The following is a 15,009-nucleotide window of genomic DNA, read 5'->3' on the forward strand; positions in this document are numbered from 1 at the left end:
ATGCTCGAAGGACGTACGCTGAATGAACGGTATGAAGTTCACCGTCTGATCGGCGGAGGCGGTATGGCGAATGTCTATCTTGGCCAGGATATCATCCTTGATCGCGAAGTTGCCATCAAAGTCCTAAAGCTGGAATATGCAAATGATGATGAATTCATTGCAAGATTTCATCGGGAAGCCCACGCGGCAACCAGTCTTTCACATCCAAACATCGTCACGATTTATGATGTTGGGGATGAGGATGGCATTTACTACATGATCATGGAATATGTGAGCGGCATGACATTAAAGCAATACATACAGACTCATGGTTCCATCGTGGTGCCTGATACAGTCGATATCATGAAGCAAGTCACTTCCGCGATTTCACACGCTCACGCTAACGGAATCGTCCATCGTGACATCAAACCGCAGAATATCCTGATTGATGATTATGGAAAAGTGAAGGTAACGGACTTTGGGATAGCTACAGCACTGAGCGCAACATCCTTGACACAGACCAATGCCATGCTGGGCTCGGTACACTATTTATCACCCGAACAAGCAAGGGGAGGCATTGCTACCAAGAAGTCCGATGTCTATTCCCTCGGTATTGTCATGTTTGAATTGCTTACCGGTCGTCTGCCGTTCTCCGGTGAATCAGCTGTCAGCATTGCTTTGAAGCATTTACAGACTGACACACCATCTGTCAGACGGTGGGCAGGAGATATTCCGCAAAGTGTCGAGAATATCGTTTTGAAAAGCACGACGAAGGATCCTTTCTACCGTTATATGAGCACATATGATATGGAGACGGATTTGGAAACATGTCTGGATCCTTCAAGGGCGGACGAACCGCGTTATGCTCCTCCCAAGGATGATGGTGAAACTACGAAAGCCATCCCGATCATTTCGGAGAAAGATCTGAACAAAGCTTCGTTAGCTGATACGATCGTACATAACGGTCATACGAATCCACCGAAACAAGAAGATCAGAAAAAGCCGAAAAAGAAGAAAAAAAGATGGAAAGTGCTTATATGGATTACTGTCATTCTCTTATTGCTCGCTGGCGCAGGAGTGGGTATCGTACTTGCTACAGCTCCAAAAGAAGTTACGATGATCGACGTAAGAGGTGATTCCTATGCAGATGCTGTCGATAAGCTATCCGACCTTGATCTGCACGTGAAGAGGGAAGCAACCGCCTCTGATACGATAGAAGAAGGAAGTGTCGTCAAGACTGATCCTTCCGCAGGCAGTAAAATCAAGGAAGGCTCCAGTGTTACGGTTTATACAAGTATCGGCAAGGAAAAAGAAGAATTTGATGATTATGAGGGCAAGTCATTCTCCCAAGTTGAAAAACTTTTGGATGACAAGGGGTATAAAAATGTCCGCTCTTACGAGGAGTTCTCGGATGAACCAGTTGGTACAATCATTTCCCAAATTCAGCCTCAAGCGGGATCACAGGTGGTTCCAGAAGATACCACGGTCATCTTTGAAGTGAGCAAAGGACCGGAAGCGGTGACACTGACAGATTTGACTGGTATGACAGAAGCGGAAGCTCAATCTTATCTAGATAAAAATGATTTGGATGGGAATTTTATTGAACAGCCTTCAGATGAAGTCGATGAAGGTGTCGTAATCCGGCATGATCCAGGATCAGGGCAATCCATTGAAGAAAATGGCAGTGTCGATTTGTATGTATCAACTGGCCCGGAAAACCTGCCGCCTGCGACGCATACGGTAACATTCACTGTTCCTTACGAGACAGATGATGCTCAAGCGGGGGAAGATGAACAGAACGGAGGGACACAAAATGATCCTGTCCCTCAGATAGTTCAGATCTATGTAGGTGACGCAGACCATGATGTGACCGAGCTCTATGATGAACGTACTATCACAGAGGATGAGGAAATTACGCTCACGCTCAGCATACCGGCTGGCGGAGAAGCAGAATATCGTATATTGCGTGATGACGAAGTGATTTTGGAAAAAACTGTTCCGTATGAAGACAGGGAAGGTGAATAAATGCCATCAGGTAAGATCATGAAAGCACTGAGTGGGTTTTATTATGTGCTTACAGAAGACGGAGAGACCTACCAATGCCGTGGCAGAGGTGTATTCCGCAAACAGAAAATAACGCCTTTGGTCGGTGACCAAGTGGAATTCGAAGCAGAGACGAAGCAAGAGGGTTATGTGCTTGATGTGCGTCCGCGGAAAAATGAGCTAGTCAGACCCCCGATCGCCAATATCGATCAGGCAATTATCGTAACATCAGCTGCACAGCCTGATTTCAGCACAGCATTGCTCGACCGCTTCCTTGTATTGGTAGAGTCAAAAGGTATTCAGCCAGTTATTTTCATTACGAAGATGGACATGCTGTCTGCGGATAAATTGGACATAATCGAAGCATTTAAAGAGGATTATCGAAAAATCGGTTATTCGGTAGAGATGCTGTCCTCTAAAGAGGAAACGAATCTAGAGCAAGTACAGCTGCATATGAAAGATAAGATTTCAGTAATAGCGGGTCAGTCAGGTGTCGGCAAGTCGTCGATGCTGAATGCTATCGACCCGCGCCTGGACCTTGAAACAAATGAGATATCCGAAAGTCTGGGACGCGGACGCCATACGACAAGACATGTGGAGCTTATACCAATCGGCGGCGGCCTTGTTGCAGACACACCTGGATTCAGCTCATTGGAGTTTACCGAATTGGAAGCCGAGGTGCTGCCATCCTGTTTCCCTGAATTCAGGGAGAGGGAAGACGACTGTAAATTCAGAGGCTGTATGCATCACAAGGAACCGAAATGTGCGGTAAAGACAGCGGTCGAATCTGGGGAGATTCCTGAATACCGTTACACACATTACCTGCAGTTTCTAGAGGAAATCAAATCGAGAAAGCCGAGGTATTAATGATGACGAAAATCGCACCATCTATTCTTTCAGCTGACTTCGCCAATTTGGCGAATGAAATTCGCGACGTAGAAAAAGGCGGAGCCGACTACATCCATGTCGATGTCATGGACGGTCATTTTGTCCCGAATATAACGATCGGCCCCCTTATCGTAGAGGCGATTCGTCCTGTGACGAAGCTGCCGCTTGATGTGCATTTGATGATCGAAAACCCTGATCGATACATTGGAGAGTTCGTCAAGGCTGGAGCCGATATCATTACAGTCCACCAAGAGGCTTGCATACATTTGCACCGCACAATCATGATGATCAAGGAACAAGGGATTAGAGCTGGTGTTGTATTGAATCCTTCCACTCCGGTCAGCTTGATTGAAGAGATGCTGCCTGAGCTGGATATGGTGTTGTTGATGACGGTGAACCCAGGCTTTGGCGGCCAGCGATTCATTCCTTCCGTGCTGAAGAAAGTAGAAGAGCTGTCCAAACTACGGGAGGCACTCGAACTCGACTTCGAAATCGAGATTGATGGCGGTGTGAATATCGAAACAGCAGGACTATGTACGGATGCGGGTGCGGATGTGCTAGTTGCCGGAAGTGCTGTCTATAATCAGGAAGACCGGACGGCGGCAATCGCTGCAATCCGGGAAGCAGCTGAATGACACATGGGTACCAAGCTTAGTGTTGGTCTTGTCGGCGGTGCAGGAAGACTGCCGGACTTACATTCTGAACATCATCACATATGGATCGGAGCAGATGCAGGTGCACTAGCGCTCGCATCTGCGGGTATCCGGATGAAAGTGGCTGTTGGTGATTTTGATTCTGTGTCGGAAGAAGAATTGATTATGATCCGTCGTTTCGCAGATCAGGTGCTGGTGTATCCGCCTGAAAAAGATGAAACGGATTTTGAACTCGCCATTCGTCAAGCCGAAGAGTTGGGCGCTGAAAGCGTGGCGGTGTATGGGGTGACCGGCGGAAGGCTGGATCATGAACTGATCAACATCCAGATGCTTTACCGGCTGCTGGACAGCTTCGAGCAAGCTGTCATCATCGACCAGCAAAACAATATCCGGATGCATCGACCGGGTACATACCGGACAGAACAAGATGATGCATATCGTTATATATCATTTCTTTCCTTCTCTGAGCAAGTTACTGGTCTAACATTGACTGGCTTTAAATATCCTTTAACAGATGCTTCAATCCATTGGGGAGAAACATTGTCCATCTCCAATGAGCTTGTTGCACAATCTGGTACTTATTCATTTGCTTCAGGCATAGTAATAATGATAAAGAGCAAGGATGTTTAAAAGCTACAGCGTTTAGGCTGCTCAGGAAAAAGGAGGAAGGGGATCTTATGAAATTTTATACCTTTAAACTCCCGAGGTTCATCGGTGGCTTCGTCCGCGTCATTATCGGAACGTTTAAAAAAGATTAGCACAAAAAAAGCACTCCTTTCGAGAAAGGGTGCTTTTTTTGTCGCATGCGAATGCTACCATAAAAGTATTTTAGAAATGCTATTTATACGCGTTCGATGTTACCTTTTTTAAGTGCACGAGCTGAAACGTAAACTTTTTTAGGTTTACCATCAACAAGAATGCGAACTTTTTGAACGTTTGCTTTCCAAGTACGTTTATTAGCGTTCATGGCATGAGAACGAGCATTACCAGAACGAGTAGTACGTCCTGTGATTACACATTTGCGTCCCATGTTATCCCTCCTAATATTACGAGTTAATTTTTAACACTAAACAAATTTATCACAACTCGGCACGTAATGCAATAATCTAACAAAAATATATCAAGAAAAACTACTTGACAGTAAACTGTTTAGCTGGCATTGTAAAAAGGGCTATTTTTAATCCGCTTTCAAATGGAGCTTCCATATAGTATAGTAGGGATAGATTTGAGAAGTGTTAGGAGGAGCCGTATGACCCTTCATCTGACTACAGAAGATGGAAGTATTACGATCGCCACGGATGTGATCGCAACATTGGCTGGAAGTGCCGCGGTAAAATGCTATGGCATCGTTGGTATGGCTTCCAGACATCAATTACGTGACGGCATAGCAGAAATTCTCCGCAGGGAGAACTATTCAAAAGGGATAGTTGTGACCCAGGCGGACAACAAAGTCCAGATCGACTTACATATTATTGTAAGTTATGGAACGAAGATATCCGAGGTTGCACATAATGTGCAATCCCAAGTGAAATATACATTGGATCGGGCATTGGGCGTACTGACGAGCTCTGTGAACATTTATATACAAGGCGTCAGTGTTTCTGCAGACTAGGATAGCCGGCAGATTTAAGGAGGAAACGGTTTGAGTGTTGGAAATGTGGATGGAAAGACATTTGCGGGGATGCTGCTGACTGGTGCACATCATCTGGCGAATAACGCTAAGACGATTGATGCGCTGAATGTATTTCCCGTGCCGGATGGCGATACAGGTACAAACATGAATTTGACGATAACGTCTGGGGCAAAGGCTGTACAAGAGGCCGACAGTGAAGAAGTCGGTGTGCTTGCTGCAGCTTTTGCCAAAGGTCTGCTGATGGGAGCAAGGGGCAACTCTGGTGTCATTCTCTCTCAGCTTTTCCGTGGCTTTGCCAAAGCATTGGAAGGACAGAAGGATTTGACAGCTGGACAATTGGCCAATGCGCTGGATGCAGGTGTCAAAACGGCTTATAAGGCGGTCATGAAGCCTGTAGAAGGAACGATACTTACAGTAGCAAAGGACGCTGCAGCAGCTGCAGTCGAAAAATCCAAGACCGAAGCAGATCCGATAGAGCTTTTCAGGTATGTGGTTGAATCTGCGAAGATAAGTCTGAGCCGTACGCCGGAATTGCTCCCTGTATTAAAGGAAGTCGGCGTTGTGGACAGCGGAGGCCAAGGATTGGTTACTGTGTATGAAGGATTCCTTGCAGCTCTGACAGGAGAAGAACTGCCTGCGGAGGTACAGCATGGCAAGATGGAGAATCTCGTCAGTGCGGAGCATCATAAGCAAGCGCAGGATTTCTTGGATACAGCTGATATTACGTATGGCTATTGCACGGAGTTTATGGTCAAATTCGAAGAAGACAAGCTTCGCGAGCAACCCTTTGATGAACAGGCTTATCGTGAGGAATTGAACGGTCGAGGAGATTCATTGCTTGTTGTAGCCGACGAAGATGTCGTAAAGGTCCATATTCACACCGAGTATCCTGGTGAAGTAATGACATATAGTCAACAATATGGCAGTCTGATCAATATGAAAATCGAAAATATGCGGGAACAGCATGCGGCGATTGTCGGTAATAAAGAAAAGAAAGAACGTAATCAGCACGCCATTGTGACGGTTGCAATGGGAGATGGTGTAAAAGCATTGTTTGAGAACCTTGGAGCAAATGTCGTCATTTCAGGCGGACAGACTATGAATCCAAGTACACAGGACATTGCGGACGCCATTAAAGCAGCTAATGCAGAATCTGTTTATATTTTGCCTAATAACAAGAATATCATCATGGCTGCAGAGCAGGCGGCAAAAATGGCAGAGGTGCAGGCGTTTGTCGTTCCAACAAAAACAATACCGCAGGGGATGCGTTCTTTGCTTGCTTTTGATGTGACGCAGGCAGCAGACAGCAATGCTGAAGCTATGACAGAGGCAATTTCGCAGGTGAAATCCGGACAAGTGACGCATGCTGTTCGTGATACGACAATCGAGGGCGTATCGATAAAAGAAGGGCAGTTCATCGCTATACTAGAAAGCAAGATCATCTCAGCTGCTTCTGACGCAGAACAGGCGCTTGAGCTCCTGCTTGAGCAAATGGTCAGTGAAGAAGATGAATTGATCACAGTGATTCGCGGTGAAGACGCGGTCGATGCTGATGATCGCTTGGAGGATTTTGTGGAAGGAAAATTCCCTGAAGCGGAACTGGAGATCCATGAAGGTAATCAGCCTGTTTATACGTACTTGGTCGCAGTAGAATAATTACGGGGAAAGCTCCTTAACGGGAGCTTTTTTCATTGGTTACAGTAGGAACATATGTGTGATGCATGCTAAAATAGAAGAAGAAGGAGTGAGCCTATGAAATATCAATCCGTATTTGATATTATCGGACCGGTCATGGTCGGTCCATCCAGTTCGCATACTGCCGGAGCAGCCCGAATCGGACGTGCTGCAAGACTGATCTTTGGAATAGAACCGACTTGGGCGACGGTCCATCTATATGGGTCGTTTGCTAAAACATATCGCGGTCATGGTACAGACTTGGCAATTGCCGGCGGTCTGCTTGGCTATGATACAGATGATGATCGAATCAGGTTCGCATTGGAAACAGCCAAAAAACAAAATATGAAAATCGAATTCATTGAAGATACAGCTGCTACGGAACATCCAAATACAGCAAGAATAAAGCTGGGAACAGAAGAGAGCAGCATGGAGCTGGTCGGTATCTCTATCGGCGGCGGAAAAGTCGAAATCACTGAGCTAAACGGCTTTGAACTGCGAATGTCAGGTAATAAGCCGGCTATTTTGATTATGCATAATGATCGTTTTGGTGCGATAGCTTCCGTGACTCAAATTTTGGCTCAGCACGAGATTAATATAGCGCATATGGAGGTTTCCAGGAAGGATGTTGGAAAGGATGCGCTTATGGTGATCGAGACGGATCAAAACGTGGAGGATGATGTGATGCATATATTGGAAAAAGCTTCGCACATCAACCGTGTATCCCGCTTGATCAATTAAACAGGAGGAATGAATATGTTTCGCAATGTAGCGGAATTGCTTGAACAAGCAAATGCGGACAGCATTTCCATATCAGAAGTGATGATTCGCCAGGAGATGGATGTCCATCAGCGTTCCCGTGAGGAAGTAATGGGACAGATGGAGAGAAATCTAGTAATCATGGAGGAAGCAGTGGAACGAGGGTTGCAAGGTGTGACATCTCACTCTGGTTTGACAGGAAACGATGCTGTTTTGCTTCAGCAATATATGGCGAAAGGCAACACGCTTTCTGGACATCTGCTTTTAGATGCTGTAAGTAAAGCTGTTGCCACCAACGAAGTAAATGCAGCGATGGGAATGATTTGCGCCACGCCAACCGCAGGAAGTGCGGGATGTGTGCCGGGGGCGTTATTTGCTGTTAAAGAAAGGCTGAATCCGACTCGTGAGCAAATGATCCGTTTCTTGTTCACAGCAGGAGCTTTTGGATTCGTTGTAGCCAACAATGCCTCCATCAGCGGTGCAGAAGGTGGATGCCAGGCTGAAGTAGGCTCTGCTGCTGCAATGGCCAGTGCAGCTGTGGTTGAAATGGCTGGCGGTACACCAGAACAAAGTGCCGAAGCTTTTGCAATAACGTTAAAAAACATGCTCGGACTTGTATGTGATCCAGTCGCTGGACTGGTAGAAGTGCCGTGTATTAAGAGAAACGCCGCCGGAGCTTCTAATGCCATCGTATCTGCTGATATGGCGCTTGCGGGTGTCACAAGCAGGATACCATGTGATGAAGTGATTGGGGCTATGTACCGGATCGGTAAGAGTATGCCGTCAGCACTTCGCGAAACAGCGGAAGGCGGTTTGGCTGCCACACCAACTGGACGCAGACTGGCAGATATGATTTATGGGATAAACAAAGGGAAAGAGTGAGAAATTTGCTGAAGCAACCGGTTGATCAAGTAAAAGGAATCGGTGCAAAGCTCGCGGAAGGATTGGCGAATATGGGGATCTTCACAGTCGAAGATCTCCTTTTTCATCTGCCGTATCGGTATGATGTCTTCGATGTCCAGCCGTTAGCTGAACTGATTCATGATGATAAAGTGACGATTGAAGGTGAAATCGCCTCTCCTGCTCAAGTGCAATATTACGGACGGAAAAAGAACAAACTAACTGTAACGCTCCTCGTTGAGAATGTTGCAGTAAAGGCGATCATGTTCAATCGTGCATTTGCCCAGAAACAGCTGATGCCGGGCAAGAAAGTGACGATGACAGGAAAATGGGATCAGCATCGTCTGCAGCTTACTGTCAGTAACTTCAAGGTTGGCGGAGCGGATGAGCTGACTCCGGTTCAGCCCGTTTATGGTGTGAAAGGTACAGTGACAGTACGTCAGCTGCAAAAAAGTGTGAAACAGGCGCTGGAACAGTATGATGAAGACATCAAGGAAATCCTGCCAGCATCATTTTTAGCATCCTATAAAATGCCAGATAGGAAAACAGCATTACATTATATGCACTTTCCACCTGACAGACAGGCGCTGGCACATGCTCGGAGACGATTCACTTATGAGGAATTTCTATTGTTCCAGCTGAAAATGCAGTTTATCCGTAAACAAAAACGGGAAGCATCGGCTGGAGGCAGCTTAGCTTATGATAAAGAGAAGGTTCAAGCTTTTGTAGCTACGCTTCCTTTTACGTTGACGAACGCCCAGCAGAGAGTGCTCAAGGATATTATGCGGGATCTGCATTCTCCTTACCGGATGAACCGCCTTTTACAAGGGGATGTTGGCTCCGGTAAAACGGCTGTTGCAGCTGTTGCGCTCTATGCAGCCGTTACAGCAGGTAAACAGGGCGCGATTATGGTCCCGACAGAGATTCTAGCAGAGCAGCACGCCCAGTCCTTATCTAGTATGCTGGATGGTTTTGCTACCGTAGCATTGCTCACAGGAAGTGTGAAAGGCAAGCGCCGGAAAGCCGTTCTCGAACAAATTGTCAATGGAGAAGTAGATATTGTTGTTGGAACACATGCATTGATTCAAGATGAAGTGCATTATAAAAACCTTGCGCTTGCTATAGTCGATGAACAGCATCGATTTGGCGTTGCGCAGCGACGGACGCTGCGAGATAAAGGTCTTCACCCTGACGTTCTGTTCATGACAGCTACACCGATTCCGCGGACACTGGCAATCACTGCATTCGGTGATATGGATGTATCAGCTATTGATGAGATGCCAGCTGGGCGTAAAGAAATAGAGACATATTGGGTTAAGGAAAATACCATAGATCGGGTGCTGGATTTCATCCGGAAGGAAGTTGCAGCCGGTCATCAGGCATATGTCATAAGCCCGCTGATTGAGGAATCGGACAAGCTGGATATCCAGAATGCAGTCGATCTGCATCAGATGCTGGCTGCTGTTTTTGAGCCGGATATTCGAGTCGGGCTCATGCATGGACGTTTGCCTGCTGATGAAAAAGACGCTGTTATGAAGGAATTCGCCGAAAATGAAACCCAAGTCCTTGTATCTACCACAGTAGTGGAAGTCGGGGTGAACGTTCCAAATGCTACGCTGATGATCATCTATGATGCAGAGCGCTTCGGACTATCCCAGCTGCATCAGCTCCGGGGACGTGTAGGTCGTGGGGATGCACAAAGTTATTGTATTTTGATTGCTGAACCAAAAGGGGAAATCGGAAAAGAACGCATGCGCATCATGACAGAAACGACGAATGGATTCGAGCTGTCCGAGCAGGATTTGCAGCTCAGGGGTCCTGGTGATTTCTTTGGTAAAAAGCAAAGCGGTATACCGGAATTCAAGGTTGGCGACATGGTGCACGACTACCGGGCACTTGAAACAGCACGTAAGGATGCAGAGCAAATCATTGCAGAAGAAAGATTGGAAAATGACCCTGCTTATCGTAATTTATTGCAAGCGCTGGACACAGAGTTTGCGCTGAATGGGAACGTTCTCGACTAAAAACGGCTGTTGCAAATTCTGGCCTGCTATTATATATTACTTTTAGTACCTAGTCTTAATTTTGGCGGTGGAGAAATGAGAAGAAGCAAAAAAGACAGACAGGACTTACTGCGGGAAACGATTGAAAAAACACCGTTCATTACAGACGAGGAATTGGCGAAGAAATTCGCTGTCAGTATACAGACTATCCGTTTGGATCGTATGGAGCTGACAATTCCTGAGCTGCGGGAACGGATTAAGCACGTCGCTAATTCCCAGTGGGATGAAACCGTGAAATCCATCAATATTGATGAGGTAATCGGGGAAATCATCGATTTGGAGCTGGATGAACGGGCGATCAGTATATTGGATATTAAACCAGAGCATGTTTTCACACGGAACCAGATTGCCAGAGGGCATCATCTGTTTGCGCAAGCCAATTCCTTAGCGGTTGCGTTGATCGATGATCCGTTCGCACTAACCTTCCACTCAGAGATCACCTTCACGAGACAAGTGAAACTCCATGAAAGAGTAGTAGCCAAAGCGAAGGTCATCCGGCAGGACAGGAAGCGGACGGTCATCCAAGTGGATAGTGCTGTTGATCAAGAAGAAGTATTTAAAGGTACGTTCGAGATGTTCCGCTCGAGCGTGAAAGAAGGGAAATAAGTTATGCGAATAGCAATCGACGCAATGGGTGGCGACAACGCACCGGAAGAGATAGTCAAAGGTGCCGTTCTTGCAGCGACAGAGGATGCATCCTTGGAGCTGACACTGGTTGGGGATCAAAGCAAGATCGAACCGCTTCTAGGTGAGATCCGTCCGGCTAACATTCGGATTATACATACAGAGGAGTACATTACAGCAGACGACGAACCTGTCCGGGCTATCCGGCGCAAGAAGCAGTCGTCACTTGTACTGACTGCTCAGGAAGTAAAAGAAGGTCGTGCTGATGCCTGTGTTTCAGCAGGAAATACAGGTGCCATCATGACAGCAGGTCTGATGATAGTCGGCCGCATTAAAGGCATCGAGCGTCCGGCGCTGTCCCCGACTCTTCCGACGGTGGATGGTAAGGGGTTCGTCCTGCTTGATGTTGGTGCGAACATTGACGCTAAAGCGAACCATCTATTACAATACGGCGTAATGGGCTCCATCTATGCGGAGAAAGTTCGCGGGATAGAAAATCCTCGTGTAGGATTGCTAAATGTAGGCACGGAAGAAGGCAAGGGTAACGACCTGACTAAGAAAGCATTCGAGCTTCTCAGCAGTGCCCCGATAAACTTTATCGGTAATGTAGAAGGCCGGGATTTCCTTTCCGGAGATTTTGATGTTGTTGTGACGGACGGCTTCAGCGGCAATATCGCCCTGAAAACAATAGAGGGAGCAGCGTCGATGTTCTTCACGACGATCAAGAAGGCCTTCTTAAAAAATACAAAGACCAAGCTTGCAGCTGCCATGATGAAACCACAGCTGAAGGAAATTAAAGCAAGCACAGAATATGCAGAATATGGCGGTGCCGCTTTGTTTGGACTTGCTGCACCTTTTGTGAAGGCGCACGGTTCCTCCAATGCGCGTGCTATCCAAGTTGCTATCCTGCAAACAAAGCAAATGGCAGAAAATAATGTAACAGGAATTATCAAAGATACAATCCAGAGCATCAAGAAAGACGAGGAGGACGTTAAGTGAAACGAGTAGCTTTTGTATTTCCTGGACAAGGCTCACAAGCAGTGGGCATGGCTCAGGAAATGTACAACGCATATGATGAAGTGAAAAGTCTTTTCCAAGCGGCAGATGAATTATTGCCGCAGCCAATAACACCTTTGATGTTTGAAGGACCGGCAGAAGAGCTTACTAAAACAGAGAATGCACAGCCGGCATTGCTTCTTACAAGTGCTGCCATCTATCAGGTTTTACAGAATGAGGGCGTTAGACCAGTCGTTACGGCCGGTCACAGCTTGGGAGAATACAGTGCACTTGTTGCTGCTGGCGTTTTCCGTGCGGAAGAAGCAGCTGTGCTCGTTAACAAGCGTGGTCAGCTGATGGAAAAAGCCTATCCGGCAGGGCAAGGTTCTATGGCTGCGGTATTAGGGCTAAGTCTGGAAGACATCAAGATAGCTCTCCAAACAGTTGATAAGGAGCATGGTGAAATTGTCGATGCTGCGAATATCAACTGCCCTGGTCAGATCGTCATTTCCGGTACGAAAAAAGGAATTGAACTTGCAGAGCCGCTTTTGAAAGAAGCTGGAGCTAAACGCGTGCTTCCGCTGAACGTCAGCGGTCCATTCCATTCCAGATTGATGAAACAAGCTGCGGAAGAATTTGCAACTGTACTTGCAGACGTGGAGAAAGCCGATGCATCGATTCCTGTTTATGCAAACGTAACAGCTGAGAAAGTTCTTGATCACAAAGAAATTGAACAGCTGCTCGTTCAACAGCTTTACTCACCAGTCCGTTTTGAAGAAACTATTGTCAACATGCTGCAAAATGACGAACTGGATGCGATTGTAGAAGTAGGAAACGGAAAAGTACTAAGCGGATTAGTAAAGAAAATTAACCGCCGCACGACAACTTTCAATGTACAAGATCCCGAAACATTGCAAGCATTTTTGACGTGGTACAAGGAGGAAGAATAAATGCTATCAGGTAAAGCAGCCCTCGTTACTGGTGCATCCCGCGGGATTGGCCGAGAAATCGCTTTGGAACTTGCGCGTAATGGCGTGAATGTAGCGGTAAACTACTCCGGAAGCAAAGAAAAGGCAGAGGCAGTTGCAGAGGAAATCCGTGCTCTCGGGCAGGAATCAATCGTGATCCAAGCGAATGTAGCAGAAGAAGCAAGCGTAAAAGATATGGTCAAGCAAACTATTGAAGCATTCGGCAGCTTGGATATACTGGTGAATAATGCTGGTATCACACGTGATAACCTGCTTATGCGCATGAAGGAAGAGGATTTCGATGCAGTCATCCAGACGAATTTGAAAGGCGTATTCCTTTGCACGAAAGCTGTAACACGTCAAATGATGAAACAAAAAGCTGGCCGCATCATCAATGTAGCGAGCATTGTTGGTGTCAGCGGTAATCCTGGGCAGGCTAACTATGTAGCTGCAAAAGCAGGAGTCATCGGTTTAACGAAAACTGCAGCCAAGGAGCTTGCTGCGCGAAACGTTTTAGTGAATGCCGTTGCTCCAGGATTCATCACGACTGATATGACGGATGAAATGACAGATGAACAGAAGCAGGCAATGCAAAGCATGATTCCGCTTGGTAAACCAGGCAAGCCGGAAGACGTTGCCCGTGTCGTTCGTTTCCTTGCATCCGAGGACAGCAATTACATGACTGGACAAACGCTGCACATCGATGGCGGCATGGTGATGTAATACAATGAAATAATTGTAGTTTTCCGGGACGAAATGTCCTATAATACTGAAGGGAGGTGAATTTCCTATGGCAGATGTATTCGAGCAAGTAAAACAAATCGTTATTGATCGTCTTGATGTAGACGAATCCAAAGTAACACTAGAGGCTTCTTTCAAAGAAGATCTAGAAGCAGATTCCCTTGATGTTGTGGAATTGGTTATGGAATTGGAAGATCAATTCGACATGGAAATTTCTGATGAAGATGCGGAAAAAATCGCTACTGTTGGCGACGCTGTAAACTACATAAACAGCAAACAGTAAGATTTAAATAAGATGCATAGGAGAAAGTCCCGTCACTTTGTAGGCGGGACTTTCTCCGCATCATCACAACAACTGGAAAGTGGGGACAGCAGAATGAGCTTAGATAAACTGCAGGAGAAGCTTGGGATTCATTTCCACGATGAAGCTTTATTGCAGAATGCCTTGACCCATTCATCTTATGTGAATGAACATCGTCACCTGAAGAAGACGGATAACGAACGATTGGAATTCCTTGGCGACGCTGTATTGGAGCTTGGTGTATCCCAATTTCTGTACAAGCATTACCCTGATATGCCGGAAGGGAATATGACGAAACTCCGAGCTGCTATAGTCAGAGAGGAATCCCTCGTATTGTTCGCCAAAGAAATGGATCTTGGTACATACGTGCTGCTCGGAAAAGGGGAAGAGCGCACGGGAGGCAGAACACGTCCAGCATTACTGGCTGATGTGTTCGAGGCATTTGTCGGTGCTTTGTATCTTGATCAGGATTTCGATGTGGTACTCGGGTTTTTCGAAAAAATCGTCTTTCCTAAAATCAGCCAAGGTGCTTTTTCACATGCGATGGATTACAAGAGCAGGCTGCAGGAAGTTATCCAGCAGGACAAAGATAAAGTAATCACGTATACAATCGTTGATGAAAGAGGTCCAGCCCACAGCCGTGAATTCGTTGCCGAGCTGAAGGTTCAGGGAGAACTTGTCGGTACTGGAACCGGCCGGACAAAAAAGGAAGCGGAGCAGCAGGCAGCCCGTATTGCGTTGGAAGCTTTAACAGAATAGAAAAACGGCGGAGAGTAAAGTTGTCTCC

At 46.5% G+C, this 15,009-nt stretch carries 17 protein-coding genes; 16 read left to right on the top strand and 1 reads right to left on the bottom strand.

Annotated elements, in window-relative coordinates; genetic code table 11:
- From pknB to spoVM, 5 genes are read left to right on the top strand one after another with little or no spacing between them, the layout of a single operon-like run.
- A complete protein-coding gene (gene pknB, locus ACH6C1_RS06990; protein ID WP_374075889.1) occupies positions 1-2,004 on the top strand; it encodes a Stk1 family PASTA domain-containing Ser/Thr kinase in 2,004 nt (667 codons plus the stop codon).
- Complete coding sequence (rsgA, locus tag ACH6C1_RS06995) at positions 2,005-2,889, top strand: ribosome small subunit-dependent GTPase A (protein ID WP_374075891.1); 885 nt, start codon at positions 2,005-2,007, stop codon at positions 2,887-2,889.
- Between the two features lie 2 nt (positions 2,890-2,891).
- Positions 2,892-3,545: a ribulose-phosphate 3-epimerase gene (gene rpe, locus ACH6C1_RS07000; protein ID WP_374077158.1), complete on the top strand. Its 654-nt coding sequence runs from the start codon at positions 2,892-2,894 to the stop codon at positions 3,543-3,545.
- A gap of 3 nt (positions 3,546-3,548) precedes the next feature.
- A complete protein-coding gene (locus tag ACH6C1_RS07005) occupies positions 3,549-4,193 on the top strand; it encodes a thiamine diphosphokinase (protein WP_374075893.1) in 645 nt (214 codons plus the stop codon).
- Positions 4,194-4,240: 47 nt separating this feature from the next.
- Positions 4,241-4,321 (top strand): stage V sporulation protein SpoVM, encoded by an 81-nt coding sequence (gene spoVM, locus ACH6C1_RS07010; protein ID WP_077309667.1) that lies wholly within the window; start codon positions 4,241-4,243, stop codon positions 4,319-4,321.
- 83 nt (positions 4,322-4,404) lie between these two features.
- Here spoVM and rpmB read toward each other — a convergent pair whose 3' ends face one another.
- A complete protein-coding gene (gene rpmB / locus ACH6C1_RS07015) occupies positions 4,405-4,593 on the bottom strand; it encodes a 50S ribosomal protein L28 (protein ID WP_038560076.1) in 189 nt (62 codons plus the stop codon).
- A gap of 219 nt (positions 4,594-4,812) precedes the next feature.
- Here rpmB and ACH6C1_RS07020 point away from each other — a divergent pair, with 219 nt between their 5' ends.
- From ACH6C1_RS07020 to rnc, 11 genes are all read left to right on the top strand, one after another.
- Entirely contained in the window at positions 4,813-5,175 is a 363-nt protein-coding gene (locus ACH6C1_RS07020; protein WP_038560079.1) for an Asp23/Gls24 family envelope stress response protein, read from the top strand.
- Between the two features lie 30 nt (positions 5,176-5,205).
- Entirely contained in the window at positions 5,206-6,852 is a 1,647-nt protein-coding gene (locus ACH6C1_RS07025) for a DAK2 domain-containing protein (protein ID WP_374075896.1), read from the top strand.
- Positions 6,853-6,948: 96 nt separating this feature from the next.
- Positions 6,949-7,611, top strand: coding sequence for an L-serine ammonia-lyase, iron-sulfur-dependent subunit beta (sdaAB, locus tag ACH6C1_RS07030; protein ID WP_366249584.1), 663 nt, complete (start codon positions 6,949-6,951; stop codon positions 7,609-7,611).
- A 15-nt stretch (positions 7,612-7,626) separates the two neighbouring features.
- Positions 7,627-8,511, top strand: coding sequence for an L-serine ammonia-lyase, iron-sulfur-dependent, subunit alpha (gene sdaAA / locus ACH6C1_RS07035; protein ID WP_095223084.1), 885 nt, complete (start codon positions 7,627-7,629; stop codon positions 8,509-8,511).
- Positions 8,512-8,516: 5 nt separating this feature from the next.
- Entirely contained in the window at positions 8,517-10,553 is a 2,037-nt protein-coding gene (gene recG / locus ACH6C1_RS07040; RefSeq protein ID WP_286160733.1) for an ATP-dependent DNA helicase RecG, read from the top strand.
- 75 nt (positions 10,554-10,628) lie between these two features.
- Complete coding sequence (gene fapR, locus ACH6C1_RS07045) at positions 10,629-11,198, top strand: transcription factor FapR (RefSeq protein ID WP_095223086.1); 570 nt, start codon at positions 10,629-10,631, stop codon at positions 11,196-11,198.
- 3 nt (positions 11,199-11,201) lie between these two features.
- On the top strand, positions 11,202-12,215 hold the full coding sequence (gene plsX, locus ACH6C1_RS07050; protein ID WP_374075938.1) for a phosphate acyltransferase PlsX: 1,014 nt from the start codon (positions 11,202-11,204) through the stop codon (positions 12,213-12,215).
- Positions 12,212-13,162, top strand: a complete 951-nt coding sequence (gene fabD, locus ACH6C1_RS07055) for an ACP S-malonyltransferase (protein ID WP_374075940.1) — start codon at positions 12,212-12,214, stop codon at positions 13,160-13,162. Before plsX ends, fabD begins: the two co-directional genes overlap by 4 nt.
- Positions 13,163-13,903, top strand: a complete 741-nt coding sequence (fabG, locus tag ACH6C1_RS07060; protein ID WP_095223089.1) for a 3-oxoacyl-[acyl-carrier-protein] reductase — start codon at positions 13,163-13,165, stop codon at positions 13,901-13,903.
- Between the two features lie 67 nt (positions 13,904-13,970).
- Entirely contained in the window at positions 13,971-14,204 is a 234-nt protein-coding gene (gene acpP, locus ACH6C1_RS07065; protein ID WP_093726628.1) for an acyl carrier protein, read from the top strand.
- A gap of 93 nt (positions 14,205-14,297) precedes the next feature.
- Positions 14,298-14,981, top strand: a complete 684-nt coding sequence (gene rnc, locus ACH6C1_RS07070; protein ID WP_095223090.1) for a ribonuclease III — start codon at positions 14,298-14,300, stop codon at positions 14,979-14,981.
- Positions 14,982-15,009 lie beyond the last annotated feature (28 nt).

This window comes from Terribacillus sp. JSM ZJ617 (genome assembly GCF_044383785.1).
Lineage (GTDB): Bacteria > Bacillota > Bacilli > Bacillales > Amphibacillaceae > Terribacillus.

What these genes read in the sequence shown, in the direction of transcription:
- pknB (WP_374075889.1), top strand. Translation starts at nt 1, where the DNA reads ATGCTCGAAGGACGTACGCTGAATGAACGGTATGAAGTTCACCGTCTG.
- rsgA (WP_374075891.1), top strand. Translation starts at nt 2,005, where the DNA reads ATGCCATCAGGTAAGATCATGAAAGCACTGAGTGGGTTTTATTATGTG.
- rpe (WP_374077158.1), top strand. Translation starts at nt 2,892, where the DNA reads ATGACGAAAATCGCACCATCTATTCTTTCAGCTGACTTCGCCAATTTG.
- ACH6C1_RS07005 (WP_374075893.1), top strand. Translation starts at nt 3,549, where the DNA reads ATGGGTACCAAGCTTAGTGTTGGTCTTGTCGGCGGTGCAGGAAGACTG.
- spoVM (WP_077309667.1), top strand. Translation starts at nt 4,241, where the DNA reads ATGAAATTTTATACCTTTAAACTCCCGAGGTTCATCGGTGGCTTCGTC.
- rpmB (WP_038560076.1), bottom strand. Translation starts at nt 4,593, where the DNA reads ATGGGACGCAAATGTGTAATCACAGGACGTACTACTCGTTCTGGTAAT.
- ACH6C1_RS07020 (WP_038560079.1), top strand. Translation starts at nt 4,813, where the DNA reads ATGACCCTTCATCTGACTACAGAAGATGGAAGTATTACGATCGCCACG.
- sdaAB (WP_366249584.1), top strand. Translation starts at nt 6,949, where the DNA reads ATGAAATATCAATCCGTATTTGATATTATCGGACCGGTCATGGTCGGT.
- sdaAA (WP_095223084.1), top strand. Translation starts at nt 7,627, where the DNA reads ATGTTTCGCAATGTAGCGGAATTGCTTGAACAAGCAAATGCGGACAGC.
- fapR (WP_095223086.1), top strand. Translation starts at nt 10,629, where the DNA reads ATGAGAAGAAGCAAAAAAGACAGACAGGACTTACTGCGGGAAACGATT.
- plsX (WP_374075938.1), top strand. Translation starts at nt 11,202, where the DNA reads ATGCGAATAGCAATCGACGCAATGGGTGGCGACAACGCACCGGAAGAG.
- fabG (WP_095223089.1), top strand. Translation starts at nt 13,163, where the DNA reads ATGCTATCAGGTAAAGCAGCCCTCGTTACTGGTGCATCCCGCGGGATT.
- acpP (WP_093726628.1), top strand. Translation starts at nt 13,971, where the DNA reads ATGGCAGATGTATTCGAGCAAGTAAAACAAATCGTTATTGATCGTCTT.
- rnc (WP_095223090.1), top strand. Translation starts at nt 14,298, where the DNA reads ATGAGCTTAGATAAACTGCAGGAGAAGCTTGGGATTCATTTCCACGAT.